A 16360-nucleotide genomic window follows, 5' to 3' on the forward strand; every position below is an offset into this window, starting at 1 on the left:
TATTTTTCCCTATATAATTGCCGTTTCAAGAACTAAAGCTCGACGCCTATCACTTGAAGAACCACAACTTTTCGCAAAAGTACCAGCTTCTGACAAACCATCGGATGATGCTCTTACTCCACGCCATGTAACAACTACAGTTACATCGCGCCCGCTAACATCAATACAAGCGACAGAAGTGTCAAGCCCCCCAACGTTGGTTCCTGAAGACTTTTCATTGTCCCCTTGAAACATCCTTTCCCATTGATAGAGATCCCAAACTCTCGTCTCAACACTTGTGCAAATACTATTACCACCAACATTGACATCGCACGACTTTGCAGGTGCAGATGAAATGCCCGAGTAAGTACCTTGATAATTGATAAGCTCGCTACGGTTCATTCTCATTCTATTTATAATATCGTTGGCGTAATACGAAGCTTGAGTTTGCTGAAAAGACTCGTAACTACCACGTTTAGCAACAATATGTAGGTTAAAAATACCCACCAGCCCTACAGTTAAAATGACTAACGAAACCATGACTTCAATTAAGGAAAATCCATTCCTTTTAGCTGACATATGTGTCAAACCTCCATCGATTGCCATATCTTTGACATGACAATTAAAAATATTTGTTTAAAATCCTAAACTTAGATACAAAATACTATACTGCATATTAATAGTCGAGCAAGATGTAAACAAAAAGGTCACTTATTGTATACTAAATATTAGTTAATGATTAATTTTAGCGATCTTTACAGTATAGCCTAAGAAATAGTCCAATAGTTGTAGGCATAAAAAAACCGCAAACCCAGAGGGTTTACGGCTTTAGTAACGATATGAAATTTAGATAAAAAGTTGCAGGATTATCTTAATTCAGCAGGCACTGCAAAAACAGTGTCTTCTTTACGGCCTTCAACTTCTGTAATAACTGAAGGTTCAAATTTGGCAATAGCATCCACTACTTGCTGAACAAGCACTTCGGGGGCAGAAGCGCCCGCAGTCACTGCAACCTTAACGACACCAGTAAACCATGCTTCATCAACATCAGCGGCGGTATCTACTAAATAGGCTTTAGTGCCCGTTTTTTCAGCTAATTCTCGTAATCGATTTGAGTTAGAACTGTTCTTTGAGCCTACAACAATGAATAAATCAGCATCAGATGACATCGTTCTCACAGCATCTTGACGATTTTGTGTTGCGTAGCAAATATCATCTTTACGCGGCCCTTCAATTGACGGGAACTTAGCCTTTAATGCTTCGATAATATCTAATGTGTCATCAACAGAAAGCGTGGTTTGCGTGACAAAGCACAAGTTATCAGGGTCATTCACTTTCAACTGAGCAACACTTTCAGGCGATTCAACTAAATAAACACCACCTTCAGCATTGTCATACTGACCCATGGTGCCTTCAACTTCCGGATGACCTTCGTGGCCAATCAAAATACATTCAATCCCTTTGCGACTTGCACGAGTCACTTGAAGATGAACTTTGGTCACTAAAGGACAAGTTGCATCAAACACTTTTAGTCCACGACTTTTGGCTTCCTGCCTAACAGCTTGAGAAACACCATGAGCACTGAAAATAACAATACAGTTATCAGGTACTTCATCAAGTTCATCGACAAATATTGCACCGCGATCTTTGAGGTTTTCAACCACGTAACGGTTATGAACGACTTCATGACGAACATATATTGGTGGTTCAAATAACTCTAATGCGCGCTCAACAATACTAATTGCACGGTCTACACCAGCACAAAATCCTCTTGGATTAGCAAGTAATATATTAAGTTCAGGAGACGTCGGATCAACTTTAAGCATCTTAAAGTACCTCTACCACATCAAGTTCGAAAGTCACTTTCTGACCTGCTAGTGGATGATTTAAATCTACAGTAATTGAATCACCAGCAATCTCTCTGACCATGCCAGGGATTTCGCTTCCACCTGGGCCGCCAAAACTGACGATTACACCTGGTTCAAGCTCCATATCCGCAGGGAAACGACTTCTATCCATATGATGAATAGCATCAGGGTTGGACTCGCCAAATGCGTCTACTGGCTCCAAGGTGAAATTATGTTTATCACCTAGTTGCAAAGTATTTATCTCTGCTTCAAATGCTGGGCTTAAGCTACCATCACCAACATTAAATCTTGCAGGCTTACCTGATGACTTAGTGCTGTCAGCTGTCGAACCATCTTCTAAAATGATATTCATATGACACAAAATTGAACGAGATGAGGCTTGTTGTTCTGACAAAGTAATTCTCCCTATCTTTCTTTTACTGGCTCTTCTGGCTTAAATGATTCCCAAATTATCAATACTGCACCGATAAAAATACCTGCATCTGCAATATTGAACGCTGGGTAATGGCTAGTGTTCCAATAGAAATCAATAAAATCGACAACATAACCATGCATTAAACGGTCTACCAAATTACCAATAGCACCACCAATGATCAGGGTATAGGCTAAATTCGTACGCCATAACGAAGATGACTGCTTACGTAACCAAATAGTCAGAAGTGTACTAAAGCCAATTGCAATAATGGCAAAGAACCAACGCTGCCAACCACCCGCTTCGCTTAAAAAACTAAATGCAGCACCATAGTTTCGAACATAGGTAAAATTAAAGAACGGTAAAAGCTGTATGGATTCATGCAGCTCAAAGTTTGCTAACACCCATTGCTTAGATAGCTGATCGGCAAAATATACCAATACAGCTACCCAATACCAACGAATGCCACTTTCTTTCCAAGTAAGAGGCATTATTAGTCCTTAAGCAAAGTCACGATGTTCACCATCGCCTTCAATGTTGGTTACACAACGACCACATAGCGTTGGATGAGCTTCGATTGTTCCTACGTCTTCACTGTAGTGCCAGCAGCGATCACACTTCTGAGCGTCACTTTTATTGACTATTAATTTCAGTGAGTTTAGTTCGGTTTCTATTGCGTCAGTTGGCGCGGCGTCTAACGTTTCAACAGCTGTTTTAGATGTAAGTAATACAAAGCGTAACTCATCAGCAACTTTGGCAAGTTGCGATGCTAAATCTGCATCAGCAAATAAAGTAATTTCAGCTTCTAATGAACCACCAATTCGCTTATCACGACGTGCTTGTTCAAGTACTTTGTTCACTTCATTACGAATTGTAAGCAACTGCTGCCAGTAATCATCACTTAAGTCACCTTCTAACGTGACAGACTCAAGACCTTGATACCATTCTTCAGTGAACACAAACTCAGTGCGCTCGCCTGGTAACAACTTCCAGATTTCATCGGCAGTAAAGCTTAAGATTGGTGCAATCCAGCGAACCATCGCTTCGGCAATATGGTAAAGCGCTGATTGACAGCTACGACGAGCATGACCATCTTGTTTCGCTGTGTATTGACGATCTTTAATGATATCTAAGTAGAAGCTGCCTAACTCAACTGAACAGAATTGCATTAATTTCTGCGTTACTGAATGGAAGTTATATTGCTCATACGCTTCAATAATTTCACTTTGAAGCGCGGCCGCGCGGCGCACAACCCAACGGTCAAGCGATACCATATCTTCAGTCGCAATCATGTCTGTTTCTGGATTAAAGCCATTTAAGTTAGCTAATAAGAAACGAGCAGTGTTACGAATACGTCGGTATGAATCAGCACTACGATTTAGAATTTCATCAGAAACCGTCATCTCACCACTGTAATCAGTAGCAGCGACCCATAAACGTAAGATATCAGCACCAAGCTTGTTGATAACTTGCAAAGGTGCAATGACGTTACCAACTGATTTCGACATCTTGCGGCCTTTACCATCAACGGTAAAACCATGGGTTAATACTTGTTTATAGGGTGCTTTACCATTCATAGCAGTTGAAATCATCAACGATGACATGAACCAACCACGATGCTGATCGCTACCTTCAAGGTATAAATCAATGTCATGTCCGTTAAATTCAGGACGTGATGCAACAACTGATGAGAACGTTGAACCTGAGTCATACCAAACGTCTAACGTATCAGTCACTTTGCGGTATTGCTCAGCTTCATCGCCAATCAACTCACTGATTTCAAGATCCCACCAAGCTTGGATGCCTTCTTGTTCAATGCGATGTGCAACACGTTCCATAATAGCCACGCTATCTGGATGCAACTCATCCGTTTCACGATTAACTAATAATGTGATCGGTACGCCCCAAGTACGTTGGCGTGAAATACACCAATCAGGACGGTTCTCAACCATTTTCTCAATACGGCTTTGACCCCAATCTGGGATCCATTGAGTTTGCTCAATTTCGCCTAATGCTTGCTTACGTAAGCCATGGTTATCCATCGAAATAAACCACTGCGGCGTAGCACGGAAAATAATTGGTGTTTTATGGCGCCAGCAATGCGGGTAGCTATGACGGTAAGCCACATGATGTAATAGTTGACCTTTTTCTTCTAAAAGTTCAACTACGCTTTTGTTTGCTTTAAATACATGTTGACCAGCAAAAAACTCTGTATCAGCTTTATATACACCGTTGTCACCAACTGGATTGGCAACTTCCAAACCGTATTTTTGACCAACAATGTAATCGTCTTGACCATGGCCAGGAGCAGTATGAACAACACCAGTACCTGCTTCAGTTGTTACGTGGTCACCTAAAATAGCTGGCACATCAAATGCTGATAAAGGATGGTTAAAACGAAGCAGCTCAAGTTCTGCGCCTTTAGCTGTACCGATGACAGTATGACTTTCAGCTTCAAATCGAGTCATACAAGACTCAACTAACACTTCAGCTAAAATCAAAGTTTTAGTTACGCCTTCTTTTACAAACTCAACAAGGCTGTAATCAAGCTCAGGGCTTAGACATAACGCGCGGTTAGCTGGAATAGTCCAAGGCGTCGTGGTCCAAATAACAGCTGAAATTGTTGGGGCATAACCTTCAACACCAAATTTTGCAGCAACTGCAGCAGAATCTACAGCATTGAATGCAACATCAATCGCTGGCGATGTTTTGTCTTCATATTCAACTTCTGCTTCAGCAAGGGCTGAACCACAATCAGTACACCAATGAACAGGCTTTACACCTTTGTGTAAATGGCCGCTATCGATAACTTTAGATAATGAACGAACAATGTTCGCTTCTGTGCTGTAATCCATTGTTAGATATGGATTATGCCAGTCGCCTAAGACACCTAAACGAATAAAGTCATCTCGCTGACCATCAACTTGTTTAGCTGCATACTTACGACATTCAGCGCGAAACTCAGCTGCAGAAATTTTCTGACCAGGTTTGCCGACTTTCTTTTCTACCATCAGTTCGATAGGTAGACCATGACAATCCCAACCTGGAACATATGGCGCGTCAAAACCTGCCATCGTTTTAGATTTAATGATGATGTCTTTTAAAATTTTATTTACTGAGTGACCGATATGGATATTGCCATTCGCGTATGGAGGGCCATCATGTAAAATGAATGGTTTGCGTCCAATACGACTATCACGGATCTTTTGATAAAGTTCGTTTTGAGTCCAACGGTTTAACATTTCTGGCTCACGATTAGCCAGATTACCGCGCATCGGAAAATCTGTTTCCGGCAAATTCAACGTAGATTTATAGTCGGTCATTGATCCTATACCATTAATTGGGCTGATTTATTTCAGCCTGCATCATTGCCAAACAAAGCTTTTGCTTCATTTGCATCATTCAAAATTTGTTTTTTTAGTGCTTCCAGTGACTCGAACGGATGTTCATCACGGATTTTAGCCACAAGTTCAACTTCAACACGCTTACTATATAAGTCGCCGTTGAAATCAAATAAGTGGACTTCTAACTGACAGACTTGCCCATCAACCGTAGGTCTAAAACCTACATTGGCAACGCCTTCATAAATATCGCTGTCATCCCAATACATTTTCACCGCAAACACACCACGAACAGGTGAAACCTTTCGCTTTAGGGCAATATTTGCAGTAGGAAAACCTATGGTTCTGCCTAACTTTTGTCCGTGTGCAACACGGCCAGTTAATACAAAGGGGTGACCTAATAATCGTCTTGCTTGCTCTAGATTACCTAAAGCAAGTTGCTCCCTCACTGCTGTAGAACTTACTCTAATAGAGCCTAGAATAAAACTCTGAGTACTCACAACCGTAAAGCCGAACTTTTTACCCGCTTCAAGCAACATCTCAAAGGTGCCAGATCTGTTTTTACCAAAGCAAAAATCATCACCAACAACTAAGTATTTCACCCCAAGCTTTTTAACCAGCAAATCTTCAATAAACTGCTCAGCCGGTTGATTGGCAAAATGACTATTAAAATTAACACAAAGCAATCGATCAATATTCAGCTCATCAAGCAAACTAATCTTGTCACGCAATAAACTAATTCTTGCTGGGGCATCTTGTTGACGAAATAGCTCTTGAGGTTGAGGTTCAAACGTCATAACCACTGCAGGTAATTGAAAGTGTTTTGCTTTATTAACTAAGTTATTAAGCACTTGCGCATGACCACGATGCACACCATCAAAGTTACCAATAGTGAGCACGCATCCATGATGCGAAGGTAAAATATTGTGTATACCGCGAATTAGTTCCATTACGCCAATTAACTGCTACTGTAAATCGGCTGATTATATACTAGATAGATTCGATAATCAGCATTCATGATTGACGTTTCATCTTCCAAGGTCTCAGTCCCATCAATACTAAGCTTAATAAATAAACACCTGCACCCGAAGCGATCAATTTAACTAAGGTTAATACCTTCACCATCATCGACATATCTAACCATATCGATTGGACAGGTAATGTGTATAGCAGCAGTAGTGCCATAATCGCCGTAGCAATAACCACTTTCAAGAAAAACTCTAATGTCGCGCGGCTAAATTTGTACACCCCAGCGATATGTAATCCACGATATAGAAGACTTGCATTAAGTAAGGCTGACATAGAGGTGGCAATAGCAAGACCAACATAGCCAAAAGGAATGGCAAAAATAATATTGAATATCATATTACTTATCATGGCGATAATGCCGTATTTAACCGGTGTTTTCGTATCTTGACGAGAGAAGTAACCTGGCGCTAAAACCTTAATCATCATAAAGCTCAACAAACCACAACCGTATGCAACCAAACTATATGATGCCATCTCTACATCTGTGACAGAAAATGCGCCTCGCATAAATAACACCATTAACATTGGCTGAGCTAAAATAATTAACCCAAGCATCGCTGGGGCGCCAAGTAATAAAATGGCTCTAACCCCCCAGTCCATGGTGTCACTAAAACCGCTTCCTTTGGCATCAACATGCTTTTTTGATAATGCTGGCAGAATGACCGTCGCAATGGCAATACCAAACAACCCTAGTGGAAATTCAAGTAATCTGTCTGAGTAATATAACCAACTTATGGATCCCGTCATTAAAAATGAGGCTATGAAGGTATCAAATAACAAGTTTATTTGAGAAACCGAAACGCCAAATAAAGCTGGGATCATCAAGGTTCTAATTTTTACCACCCCAGGATGGTTCCAGCCCCAAGAAGGTTTAACTAATGCATTTTCACGCAATAAAAAAGGCAGTTGAAATAAAAACTGCACTAAGCCACCAGTAAATACCCCCCATGCTAGCGCTAACTCAGGTTGCTCCATCGTAGGCGCAAAATAAAGAGCTGCAACAATAATGGTGATATTTAAAAATACTGGAGTAAAAGCTGAGACTGCAAATTTACCTCTGGTATTAAGGATCGAGCCTGCTAATGCCGTAAAAGTAATAAACCATAAATAAGGAAAGGTAATTTTTAGCATTAATGCTGCAAGTTCAAATTTTTCAGCATTCGGCCCATCATTTAGCCAATCATAAAACCAACCACCAGCAAATAGTGCCGCAAGTATTGGCGAAGCAATCACACCTAATAACGTCACAACACTGACTATTCCCCCCAGTGTTCCTGCGACTTTAGCTAAAAGTTCTCGTGTTTCTTCAGGGGTATTTTTTTGTTGATACTCAGTCAGAACCGGCACAAATGCCTGTGCAAAAGCTCCTTCAGCAAAAAGGCGACGTAAAAAGTTAGGGATCTTGTTAGCAAAGATAAACACATCGGCACTACTACCTGCGCCCATTAAGTTTGCAATTACCACATCTCTTATCAGGCCTAATACTCTTGAAACTAATGTCATCACACTGACAATTGCACCTGATTTTAATAGCTTTTTACTCAAACACCCCTCCATAGCAGTTTGCTAACGAATGATTAAACGTGGATATATCTCAATTTTTCAATTCTAATACTGTTTATGCAATACAAGAACTGGTAGAATGCGCCACATCTTACACGAGTTGGGTTGAAGATAACCGAGCAAGGTAGTTTTATTTGTCTTTTTGAGGATATTTCTGCCATATCCATTGACAAAATGAATAAAAGCAGGCATATTCCTCGCCCTCAAAGTATTAATCCCAGTTTTAGGAGTTGCACCTTGGCTAATAGCAAGTCTGCAAAGAAGCGCGCGCTTCAATCTGAAAAACGTCGTCAGCATAATGCTAGTCGTCGTTCAATGTTACGTACATACGTTAAACGTGTTATCGCTGCTATCCAGAGCGGTGACCATAAAGCGGCTACAGAAGCATTCGCAGAAGCACAACCAATTGTTGACCGTATGGCGACTAAAGGCCTTATTCACAAGAATAAAGCTGCTCGTCAAAAGGCACGTCTAAACACAAGAATCAAAGCAATCGCTGCTTAATTTTGTGATTTAGTTTTTAAAAAACCGACTTAGGTCGGTTTTTTTATATCTGTAATTTACCATCCCTTGCATTCAAGCTCTCTGTTTCTCTATTCATCATAAATTTTAAGCATAAAAAAACGCCTTAATCATAACTTACATCACGTAAGTATAATTAAGACGCTTTGAGTATGTTCAATCTGAGTATTTTAAACTGAGCCACTAGTGGCAATATAAGTTGTCCAATACTTTGATTAACTCACGTACTTCTTCACTTTTCAGTGAATAGAAAACAGTTTGGGCTTCTTTACGTGTACAAACGAGATTATCTTTTCTTAGCCAAGCTAAATGCTGCGATAACGCAGACTGGCTTAGACCTAGCTTTTTGTTCATCTCACCAACGCACATTTCACCTTCATTAAGCAAATGACACAAAATAAACAGACGACGTTCATTTGCTAGTGCTTTCAGCATTACTACAGCATGATCTGCACGCTGTTGCATTAATTCAATATTCATCACGCGCTTGGTTCTCCTCAATCATCTCCATGGCTAATATAGCCTTCCCTAACAAATAGGGCAGCGACATGAAGCACACTTTTTGGTAGATTGTTTTTAAAAATGAGACTTAGCTAATAAAAATGAAGGAAACTCATGAAAAACTACAATAAGACTCTCTGCGCCGCGATGATTTTGACAGCATTATCAGGCTGTCAAAGTAACCAAAGTGATACACAAGTAACAAACGAAACGGTAATAGAGAACAATAAGAATAACCAAATTAGTCAACAACTAGCGACAAAAGCCCTGTCGTCTTCATTAAGTTATGACATCGTTGAGTCATTAACTGTAGAAGTTGGCCCTAGATTAGCGGGCTCAGAGAAAGATATCATCGCCGTTAACTGGGCGATGAACAAACTAGAATCATTAGGTTTTGATAAAGTTTATAAAGAATCTGTTCAAGTACCCGCTTGGTATCGTGGCAGTGCAAAGGCTTCTATTATCGCTCCTTTTGAGCAACCACTGGTTATTAGTGCATTAGGCGGTAGCGTCTCGACACCTGACTCAGGGATACAAGCGCAAATAGTGCGTTTCGATACCCTCGCCGACTTACAAGCTGCCGATCCAGATAGCGTAAAAGGTAAAATTGCTTTTATTGATCATAAGACGGAAAGACACATTACAGGCAAAGGTTACGGTAAATCAGTAGGAGGTCGCTCACGAGGCGCTGTTGCAGCTGCCGAAAAAGGAGCTGTTGCTGTCGTCATTCGCTCAATAGGAACCGATCATGACCGCATGGCGCATACTGGAATGATGCGATATAAAGACGGCGTAGCAAAAATACCTGCAGCTGCGTTGTCTGCACCTGATGCCGACATGATTAATGCCATGCTAAAACGAGATGACAATATTCAACTGTCACTTAATCTTACTTCAAAGAACTTAGGCGTCGCGACTTCTTACAATGTCATTGCAGAGGTAACAGGAAGCAGTAAGCCTGATGAAGTCGTGCTAATTGGTGCTCACTTAGATTCTTGGGATGAAGGCACTGGCGCAATTGATGATGGCGCTGGTGTAGCCATCGTTACTGCTGCAGCCAAACTTATTCAAGACTTGCCAAACAAGCCTGCAAGAACCATCAGAGTCGTTTTATACGCGGCTGAAGAAGTAGGCCTAGTTGGTGGTAAAGCTTACGCTAAACAGCATGCTGACGAACTGACAAAACACTATATTGCCGCAGAGTCTGATTTTGGCGCAGGCGAGATTTATCAAATCGACTTTAATGTTAACCCAGCTGTATTTGAACAAGTAAAAGTAGAACACAGCGCGATGACTGTCAATGGCGTTAAGCTCGGTAACAATAAAGCAACTGGTGGCCCAGATGTGTCAATGATGCCTTCTCTGGGCGTTCCAGTCGCATCACTAAGGCAAGATGGTACTGATTACTTCGATTATCACCATACGCCAAATGATACCTTAGATAAGATTGATCCTAAGGCGCTAGCTCAAAATGTTGCAGCTTATGCCCAATTTGCTTATATCATGGCGCAATCAGAATTAGATTTACGTCCACTTGCCAAAAAAGATGATAAACAGTAGTCCTTCTAAACTTTATTTAATCCAAACAAAAAGCAGCTAATTAGCTGCTTTTTGTTTAACACCACATTAGCTCAAAACACATAGCTAATTATAAATTTACTTAATCAAGATCGTTGACGTTACGTTCTTTCTTCACGTAAAAACACAGGTGCAGCTGGTGTAGATAATTCTTCACTAAAGTAATAACCATCAGCATCAAACTTCTGGATCCCTGCTAATGTGTTAATGTCATTATCAATCAGATACCTCGCCATTAAACCACGGGCTTTTTTAGCGTAAAAGCTAATGACTTTATATTGACCATTTTTACAGTCTTTAAAAGCTGGAGTAATTAATCTTGCCTTCAGTTGCTTTGGTTTAACCGCTTTAAAGTACTCATTCGATGCTAAATTTACAATAATGTCATCAGCTTGCTCATTAACAGCTGCATTTATTTCATCAGTTATGGTGTCTCCCCAAAAGGCGTAGAGGTTTTTGCCTTTAGGGTTCGTTAAACTTGTGCCCATTTCTAAGCGGTAAGCTTGTATCAAATCAAGCGGCTTTAATAATCCATAAAGCCCAGACAGAATTCGCAGATGCTTTTGAGCTTTTTCAACTTGATGTTCCGACATAGAATCTGCATCAAGTCCGGTATACACATCACCTCTAAAAGCAAACATGGCTTGTTTCGCATTTTCAAGAGTGAAATTAGGTTGCCACTCACTAAATCTAGCCGCATTTAAGCCTGCTATTTTATCGCTTACTTTCATTAATGAAGCAATGTCCATTGGTGTAAGCTCACGACAAACCTTAATCAATTGCTGACTATGATCTAATAAAGTGGGTTGAGTAAATGACGTGGTTTTAGCCGTGGTTTCGAAATCTAATGTTTTTGCAGGAGAAACTAATACTAACATCGTTAACTATCCTATTAAGCCATACAGTATTTAACTTTAATGCTCTCTATGATACTGGGCTCAATAAAAAAAACCATGCAATATATGCATGGTTTTTTAGATTGTTCTAATAGAGTTTTACTTTAGTAACTGAATACTCAGAAATTAAGCACCCTCTTCAGAAAATATTAGTTACTTATCAGATTCAACTGGCTTATTTTTCCAGATACCATCTTCAAGTTGATCAGCAAGTTCAGGGAACTTATCTGTATCAAACACCGGCTCTTCACCCGCTTTAACCTGTTGGCGGTAATCATTAATCACTCGCACAGCAAGTCCTGATAATAGTAACAATGCAATCATGTTAACTAATGCCATTAAGCCCATAGATACATCAGCTAGGTTCCATACGATATTAATTTTCGCAATAGCACCAAACATTACCATACCTAAAACTGCTAAACGGAATAACGGTAAAGCACCTTTTTTATTACCTGAAAGGAACATTACGTTAGTTTCAGCGTAAGAGTAGTTAGCAATAATAGAAGTGAAACAGAATAGTAAAATAGCGAAAGCAATGAATGCACCGCCCCAATCACCAACATGAGAAGATAACGCATTAATTGTCATCTCAATACCATCGCCACTACCAGCAGCATCGCCAGACAATAAAATAATCGCCGCAGTTGCAGTACAAATCACGATAGTGTCAAAGAAAACACCCATCATTTGCATATAACCTTGCGATGCTGGGTGATTTGGATTTGGTGAAGCACTCGCTGCAATATTTGCTGCACTACCCATACCCGCTTCATTTGAGAATAAACCACGTGCAATACCCGCTTGCATCGCTTGAGCAATACTGTAGGCAACCGCGCCACCAGCTGCTTCTTGCCAGCCAAATGCGCTCTTAATCACTAATGTAAAGACAGCTGGTAATTGCTCAATGTTCATTAATACAACAACCAATGCGATAGCAATGTAAGCTACAGCCATAATTGGCACGATAACTTCAGAAACTTTAGCAACCTTCTTAAGCCCGCCCATAATCACAACGCCACTAAATAACGCAATGGCAATACCTACATAGACAGGTTCAAAGCCAAATACCGCAGTCATTGCGCCAGTAATTGTATTCGCTTGAACCGCATTGAAGACAAGACCAAAACAGATAATCAACAAGATTGAGAACAAAATCCCCATCCAACGTTGACCTAGGCCCTTCTCCATGTAGTAAGAAGGACCGCCACGGTATTGTCCGTCTGAATCTTTCACTTTATAAACTTGCGCTAAAGTGGATTCGATCATCGCGGTTGCCATACCCAATACGGCAATTGCCCACATCCAGAACACTGCACCAGGGCCTGCCATACCAATCGCTACAGCAACACCTGCCATGTTACCGGCACCGACACGGGCAGCCATACTGGTACAAAAGACTTGGAAAGAAGATAGACCATGACGGCCTGGACGACGGCTGATCGCGAGGATCTTGAGGCCGTGTGTAAAATGCGCAACTTGGATAAAGCCAAGACGCACTGTGAAAAATAAACCTGCACCAACTAGCCCGTAAACTAACAATTTACCCCAGAGTAAATCGTTCATGAAATTCACAATCGTTTCTAACATTGCCATTGCTTTATTTATTCCTTGGAATAACTTTATTTTGCAGGAAGTCAGCCTGTAGTTAATTACCCCAATGGCTTATAGCTTCAGACAAAATAAAATTATCGTATTATTTTAATAAAAACACTCAAGGTCTATGTCAACAGCCCTTTTCAGGCTAGCTGCCTAGATTGAGTTTCAGTGAGCGAAAATATTAGTTATTTATTATTTAGGATTTGATCGAGTTAACTTTACTTTTTTTAAGCACGAATGCCTAGCAAACTTTCTCAATTCATTATCTCCGATTTTTTCGGAGCAAAAAACTAGCATAGATGATCTGAACCGTCAGGTGATCTTTATCACATTTATCTAATTACTCACCTTTCCCCTCATCACAAATAACATTCTTAGGGCCTGAAGCTCAAAAGAATTAACACTAAATCAACCTGTGCCCATTTTTTTAATAAAAACATTTAATAAAAACTTAGACAAAGACCACATTATTGCAACGATTTAAGGAATACAGTGTTCTCATTAAAGGTTAAATGAATTTTACTTTACACATTGAGGTCAATATGACGCATGCAAATGAAATCACGTCGCTAAAGAAATTTGTTCGAGCTACAAATTTCCTCGCTACTTCTCAAATCTACCTAAAACAAAATGTATTATTTAAAAGAGATTTGAAACACGAAGACATCAAACCACGACTACTTGGCCATTGGGGCACATGCCCAGGTATCAACTTTGTCTATGCCAACGTCAATCGACTTATTGTAAAACATCAAAGAGATTTCATTTATCTTGTCGGTCCAGGTCATGGTTTTCCAGCAGTTCAGGCAAACTTGTTTGTGGAAGGTTCATTAAGCCACTTTTACCCAGAAACAATTCCATATAATGAAGCTGGGATCGAAGACATCTGTAAAAAGTTCTCTGCCGCTTACGGCTACCCTTCTCATGCAAACCCTGAAGCACCAGGTCAAATACTTGAAGGTGGTGAATTAGGTTACTCGTTGTCAGTTGCTTGGGGCGCTGTGCTTGATAACCCTAATTTAATTGCTGCTTGTCTCGTCGGTGATGGCGAATCAGAAACAGGCCCTCTTGCTGCATCTTGGTATGCAAACCGTTTAGTCGATCCCGCTACCAATGGAGCTGTACTACCTATTGTCCATATTAATGGTTATAAGATCTCTGGTCCGACTCGCATGGGTCGCATGGATCATGAAGAACTGGATTTAGAATTTCGTGGTTTAGGTTACCACCCTATAATTGTTGATGATGAACTTGAAGAAGACGTATTTGAACAAATGGCCAAAGCCATGGACCTTTCTTACGAAATGATCAATGACATTCAAACTCGCGCTCGTAATGGCGAAGATGTTTGTAAGCCTCGCTGGCCAGTGATTTTAATGCGTACAGCCAAAGGTTGGACGGGTACCGCTGAACATGGCGGCAAAAAACTTGAAGGCAACTGCGAGTCACATCAAGTTATCGTTAATAAATGTGCAACTGACCCTAGTCATTTAACCGCGTTAAACGAGTGGTTAGACAGCTACAAATTTGACGAGTTGTGTGACATCAACGCTGAAGGTGAAATTACCTTTGATAAAGACATTCAATCTCTGATCCCACCTAAACATCTTTGTTGTGGCCGTCAGCATTTGAGCTACGGCGGCGAAATTGTACGCGCGCTTGCGCAACCAGATCTTAAAAAGCTCAGCTATGGCCCTGAGACGCCTCGTGGTTCTCGCGGTGTTTCAATGTATAAAATGGGTGAATGGATGCGCGATGCGTTTAAATTAAATCGCGACCAACGCAACTTACGTATTTTCAGTCCAGACGAAACATACTCTAACCAGTTGCAAGCGGTCTTCGAAGAAACAGATCGTGCTTGGCAATGGCCAATCAAGAGCTGGGATCAAGACATGGCTCGCGACGGTCGTGTGATTGAATTGCTTTCTGAGAACTTACTCTTTGGGATGATGCATGGTTACACTGTCACAGGTCGTCATGCAATGTTCCCGACCTATGAAGCTTTCTCACAAGTCGTTTCATCAATGGCAGACCAATACTGTAAATATGTATACGCAAGCCAAGGGGTTCATTTCCGTAAACCTGTACCTTCTTGTAATGTGGTACTGTCTTCATTACTAGAGCGTCAAGATCACAATGGCTACTCTCATCAAAACCCTTCTTTCTTAGGCGCAATGCTCGAGAAACATCCTGATATCATCTCTGCATATTTACCAGCAGACGGAAACACTACTCTTACTTACACTGAACGTGCTTATGAAGACCGTGACAAGCTAAATATTCTAGTCGCAGGTAAAAAAGACTTACCTCAATGGTTGTCACTTGATGAGTCACGTAAACAAACTGAAGATGGTGTAATGGTTTGGGATTTCGCTTCAGATGAAAACCCAGATGTCGTGCTTGCAGGTTGTGGTGATTACGTCACTCAAGAATGTATGGCATCACTGGTACTCATCCGAGAACTATTACCAAGAGTGCGGATCCGCTTTGTTAGCGTTACCGAATTAAATAGTAATGGCTTAGGCAGTAGAGCATTCCAAAATAAACCTTGGATGATGGACGAAATCTTTACTGAAGATAAAGGCGTAGTATTTAACTACCATGGTTACCCAAATACAATTAAGAAATTGGTCTTTGATTATAAAGGTAGCCGCCGTTTCAGAATTAAAGGTTATGAAGAAGAAGGTTCAACGACAACGCCATTTGATATGGGCGTTCGTAATGGCACATCACGCTACCATTTAGTGATTGATATGGCCTATAAGCTGTTCCAACAAGGTGTAATAGATGAAACACAGCACGTGGCTATCACCACAGACATGCTGCAGCGATTAGTTGAACACCGTAACTACATCAAAGCTAACGGTGTTGACCCTAAAGAAATTGAAAACTGGGTTTGGACCCGTTAACTACCCATTTCTATTTAAACAACTCACGAAAGCGCCTAAGGGCGCTTTTTTTTGTGATTGCTTTTAAAGACCTCAAATTTATGTGAATCAATAAAAATATCAGTAAAAAATGAGAGAATACGATTTTGACATAGCACAACAATCACAACAAGCAAGCAATATA

At 40.6% G+C, this 16360-nt stretch carries 13 protein-coding genes; 3 read left to right on the top strand and 10 right to left on the bottom strand.

From position 1 onward, the window contains the following. Positions 1 to 9: 9 nt before the first annotated feature. The 7 genes from pilV to murJ form a co-directional block, all read right to left on the bottom strand. The gene (gene pilV / locus Q4600_RS01015; RefSeq protein WP_102529658.1) at positions 10 to 558 is read right to left on the bottom strand and encodes a type IV pilus modification protein PilV; all 549 of its coding nucleotides are present in this window, start codon (positions 556 to 558) and stop codon (positions 10 to 12) included. Positions 559 to 845: 287 nt separating this feature from the next. Continuing rightward, positions 846 to 1805, bottom strand: coding sequence for a 4-hydroxy-3-methylbut-2-enyl diphosphate reductase (gene ispH, locus Q4600_RS01020; protein ID WP_102529659.1), 960 nt, complete (start codon positions 1803 to 1805; stop codon positions 846 to 848). 1 nt (position 1806) lies between these two features. After that, positions 1807 to 2241, bottom strand: coding sequence for an FKBP-type peptidyl-prolyl cis-trans isomerase (gene fkpB / locus Q4600_RS01025; RefSeq protein ID WP_283108210.1), 435 nt, complete (start codon positions 2239 to 2241; stop codon positions 1807 to 1809). Positions 2242 to 2252: 11 nt separating this feature from the next. Next, positions 2253 to 2750 (bottom strand): signal peptidase II, encoded by a 498-nt coding sequence (gene lspA, locus Q4600_RS01030; RefSeq protein WP_303512533.1) that lies wholly within the window; start codon positions 2748 to 2750, stop codon positions 2253 to 2255. Between the two features lie 9 nt (positions 2751 to 2759). Beyond that, positions 2760 to 5582 (bottom strand): isoleucine--tRNA ligase, encoded by a 2823-nt coding sequence (gene ileS, locus Q4600_RS01035; protein WP_303512530.1) that lies wholly within the window; start codon positions 5580 to 5582, stop codon positions 2760 to 2762. A 32-nt stretch (positions 5583 to 5614) separates the two neighbouring features. After that, positions 5615 to 6550: a bifunctional riboflavin kinase/FAD synthetase gene (gene ribF, locus Q4600_RS01040; RefSeq protein ID WP_303512529.1), complete on the bottom strand. Its 936-nt coding sequence runs from the start codon at positions 6548 to 6550 to the stop codon at positions 5615 to 5617. Between the two features lie 64 nt (positions 6551 to 6614). Beyond that, the gene (murJ, locus tag Q4600_RS01045) at positions 6615 to 8174 is read right to left on the bottom strand and encodes a murein biosynthesis integral membrane protein MurJ (protein WP_303512527.1); all 1560 of its coding nucleotides are present in this window, start codon (positions 8172 to 8174) and stop codon (positions 6615 to 6617) included. Positions 8175 to 8429: 255 nt separating this feature from the next. Between murJ and rpsT the strand changes: the two genes are divergently transcribed. After that, positions 8430 to 8696, top strand: a complete 267-nt coding sequence (gene rpsT, locus Q4600_RS01050; RefSeq protein ID WP_102529664.1) for a 30S ribosomal protein S20 — start codon at positions 8430 to 8432, stop codon at positions 8694 to 8696. 201 nt (positions 8697 to 8897) lie between these two features. Here the strand turns inward: rpsT and Q4600_RS01055 are convergent, their stop codons facing one another. Next, a complete protein-coding gene (locus Q4600_RS01055; RefSeq protein ID WP_102529665.1) occupies positions 8898 to 9194 on the bottom strand; it encodes a metalloregulator ArsR/SmtB family transcription factor in 297 nt (98 codons plus the stop codon). A gap of 135 nt (positions 9195 to 9329) precedes the next feature. Between Q4600_RS01055 and Q4600_RS01060 the strand changes: the two genes are divergently transcribed. Beyond that, entirely contained in the window at positions 9330 to 10775 is a 1446-nt protein-coding gene (locus Q4600_RS01060) for a M28 family metallopeptidase (protein ID WP_303512526.1), read from the top strand. A gap of 119 nt (positions 10776 to 10894) precedes the next feature. Here Q4600_RS01060 and yaaA read toward each other — a convergent pair whose 3' ends face one another. After that, a complete protein-coding gene (gene yaaA, locus Q4600_RS01065; protein ID WP_303512525.1) occupies positions 10895 to 11671 on the bottom strand; it encodes a peroxide stress protein YaaA in 777 nt (258 codons plus the stop codon). A gap of 171 nt (positions 11672 to 11842) precedes the next feature. Continuing rightward, a complete protein-coding gene (locus Q4600_RS01070) occupies positions 11843 to 13279 on the bottom strand; it encodes a sodium:alanine symporter family protein (RefSeq protein ID WP_303512967.1) in 1437 nt (478 codons plus the stop codon). Between the two features lie 551 nt (positions 13280 to 13830). Here Q4600_RS01070 and Q4600_RS01075 point away from each other — a divergent pair. Continuing rightward, complete coding sequence (locus Q4600_RS01075) at positions 13831 to 16197, top strand: phosphoketolase family protein (RefSeq protein WP_102529785.1); 2367 nt, start codon at positions 13831 to 13833, stop codon at positions 16195 to 16197. Positions 16198 to 16360: the final 163 nt, after the last annotated feature.

Source organism: Shewanella sp. 2_MG-2023, from assembly GCF_030548905.1.
In the GTDB taxonomy this organism is placed as follows: Bacteria; Pseudomonadota; Gammaproteobacteria; order Enterobacterales; family Shewanellaceae; genus Shewanella; species Shewanella electrodiphila.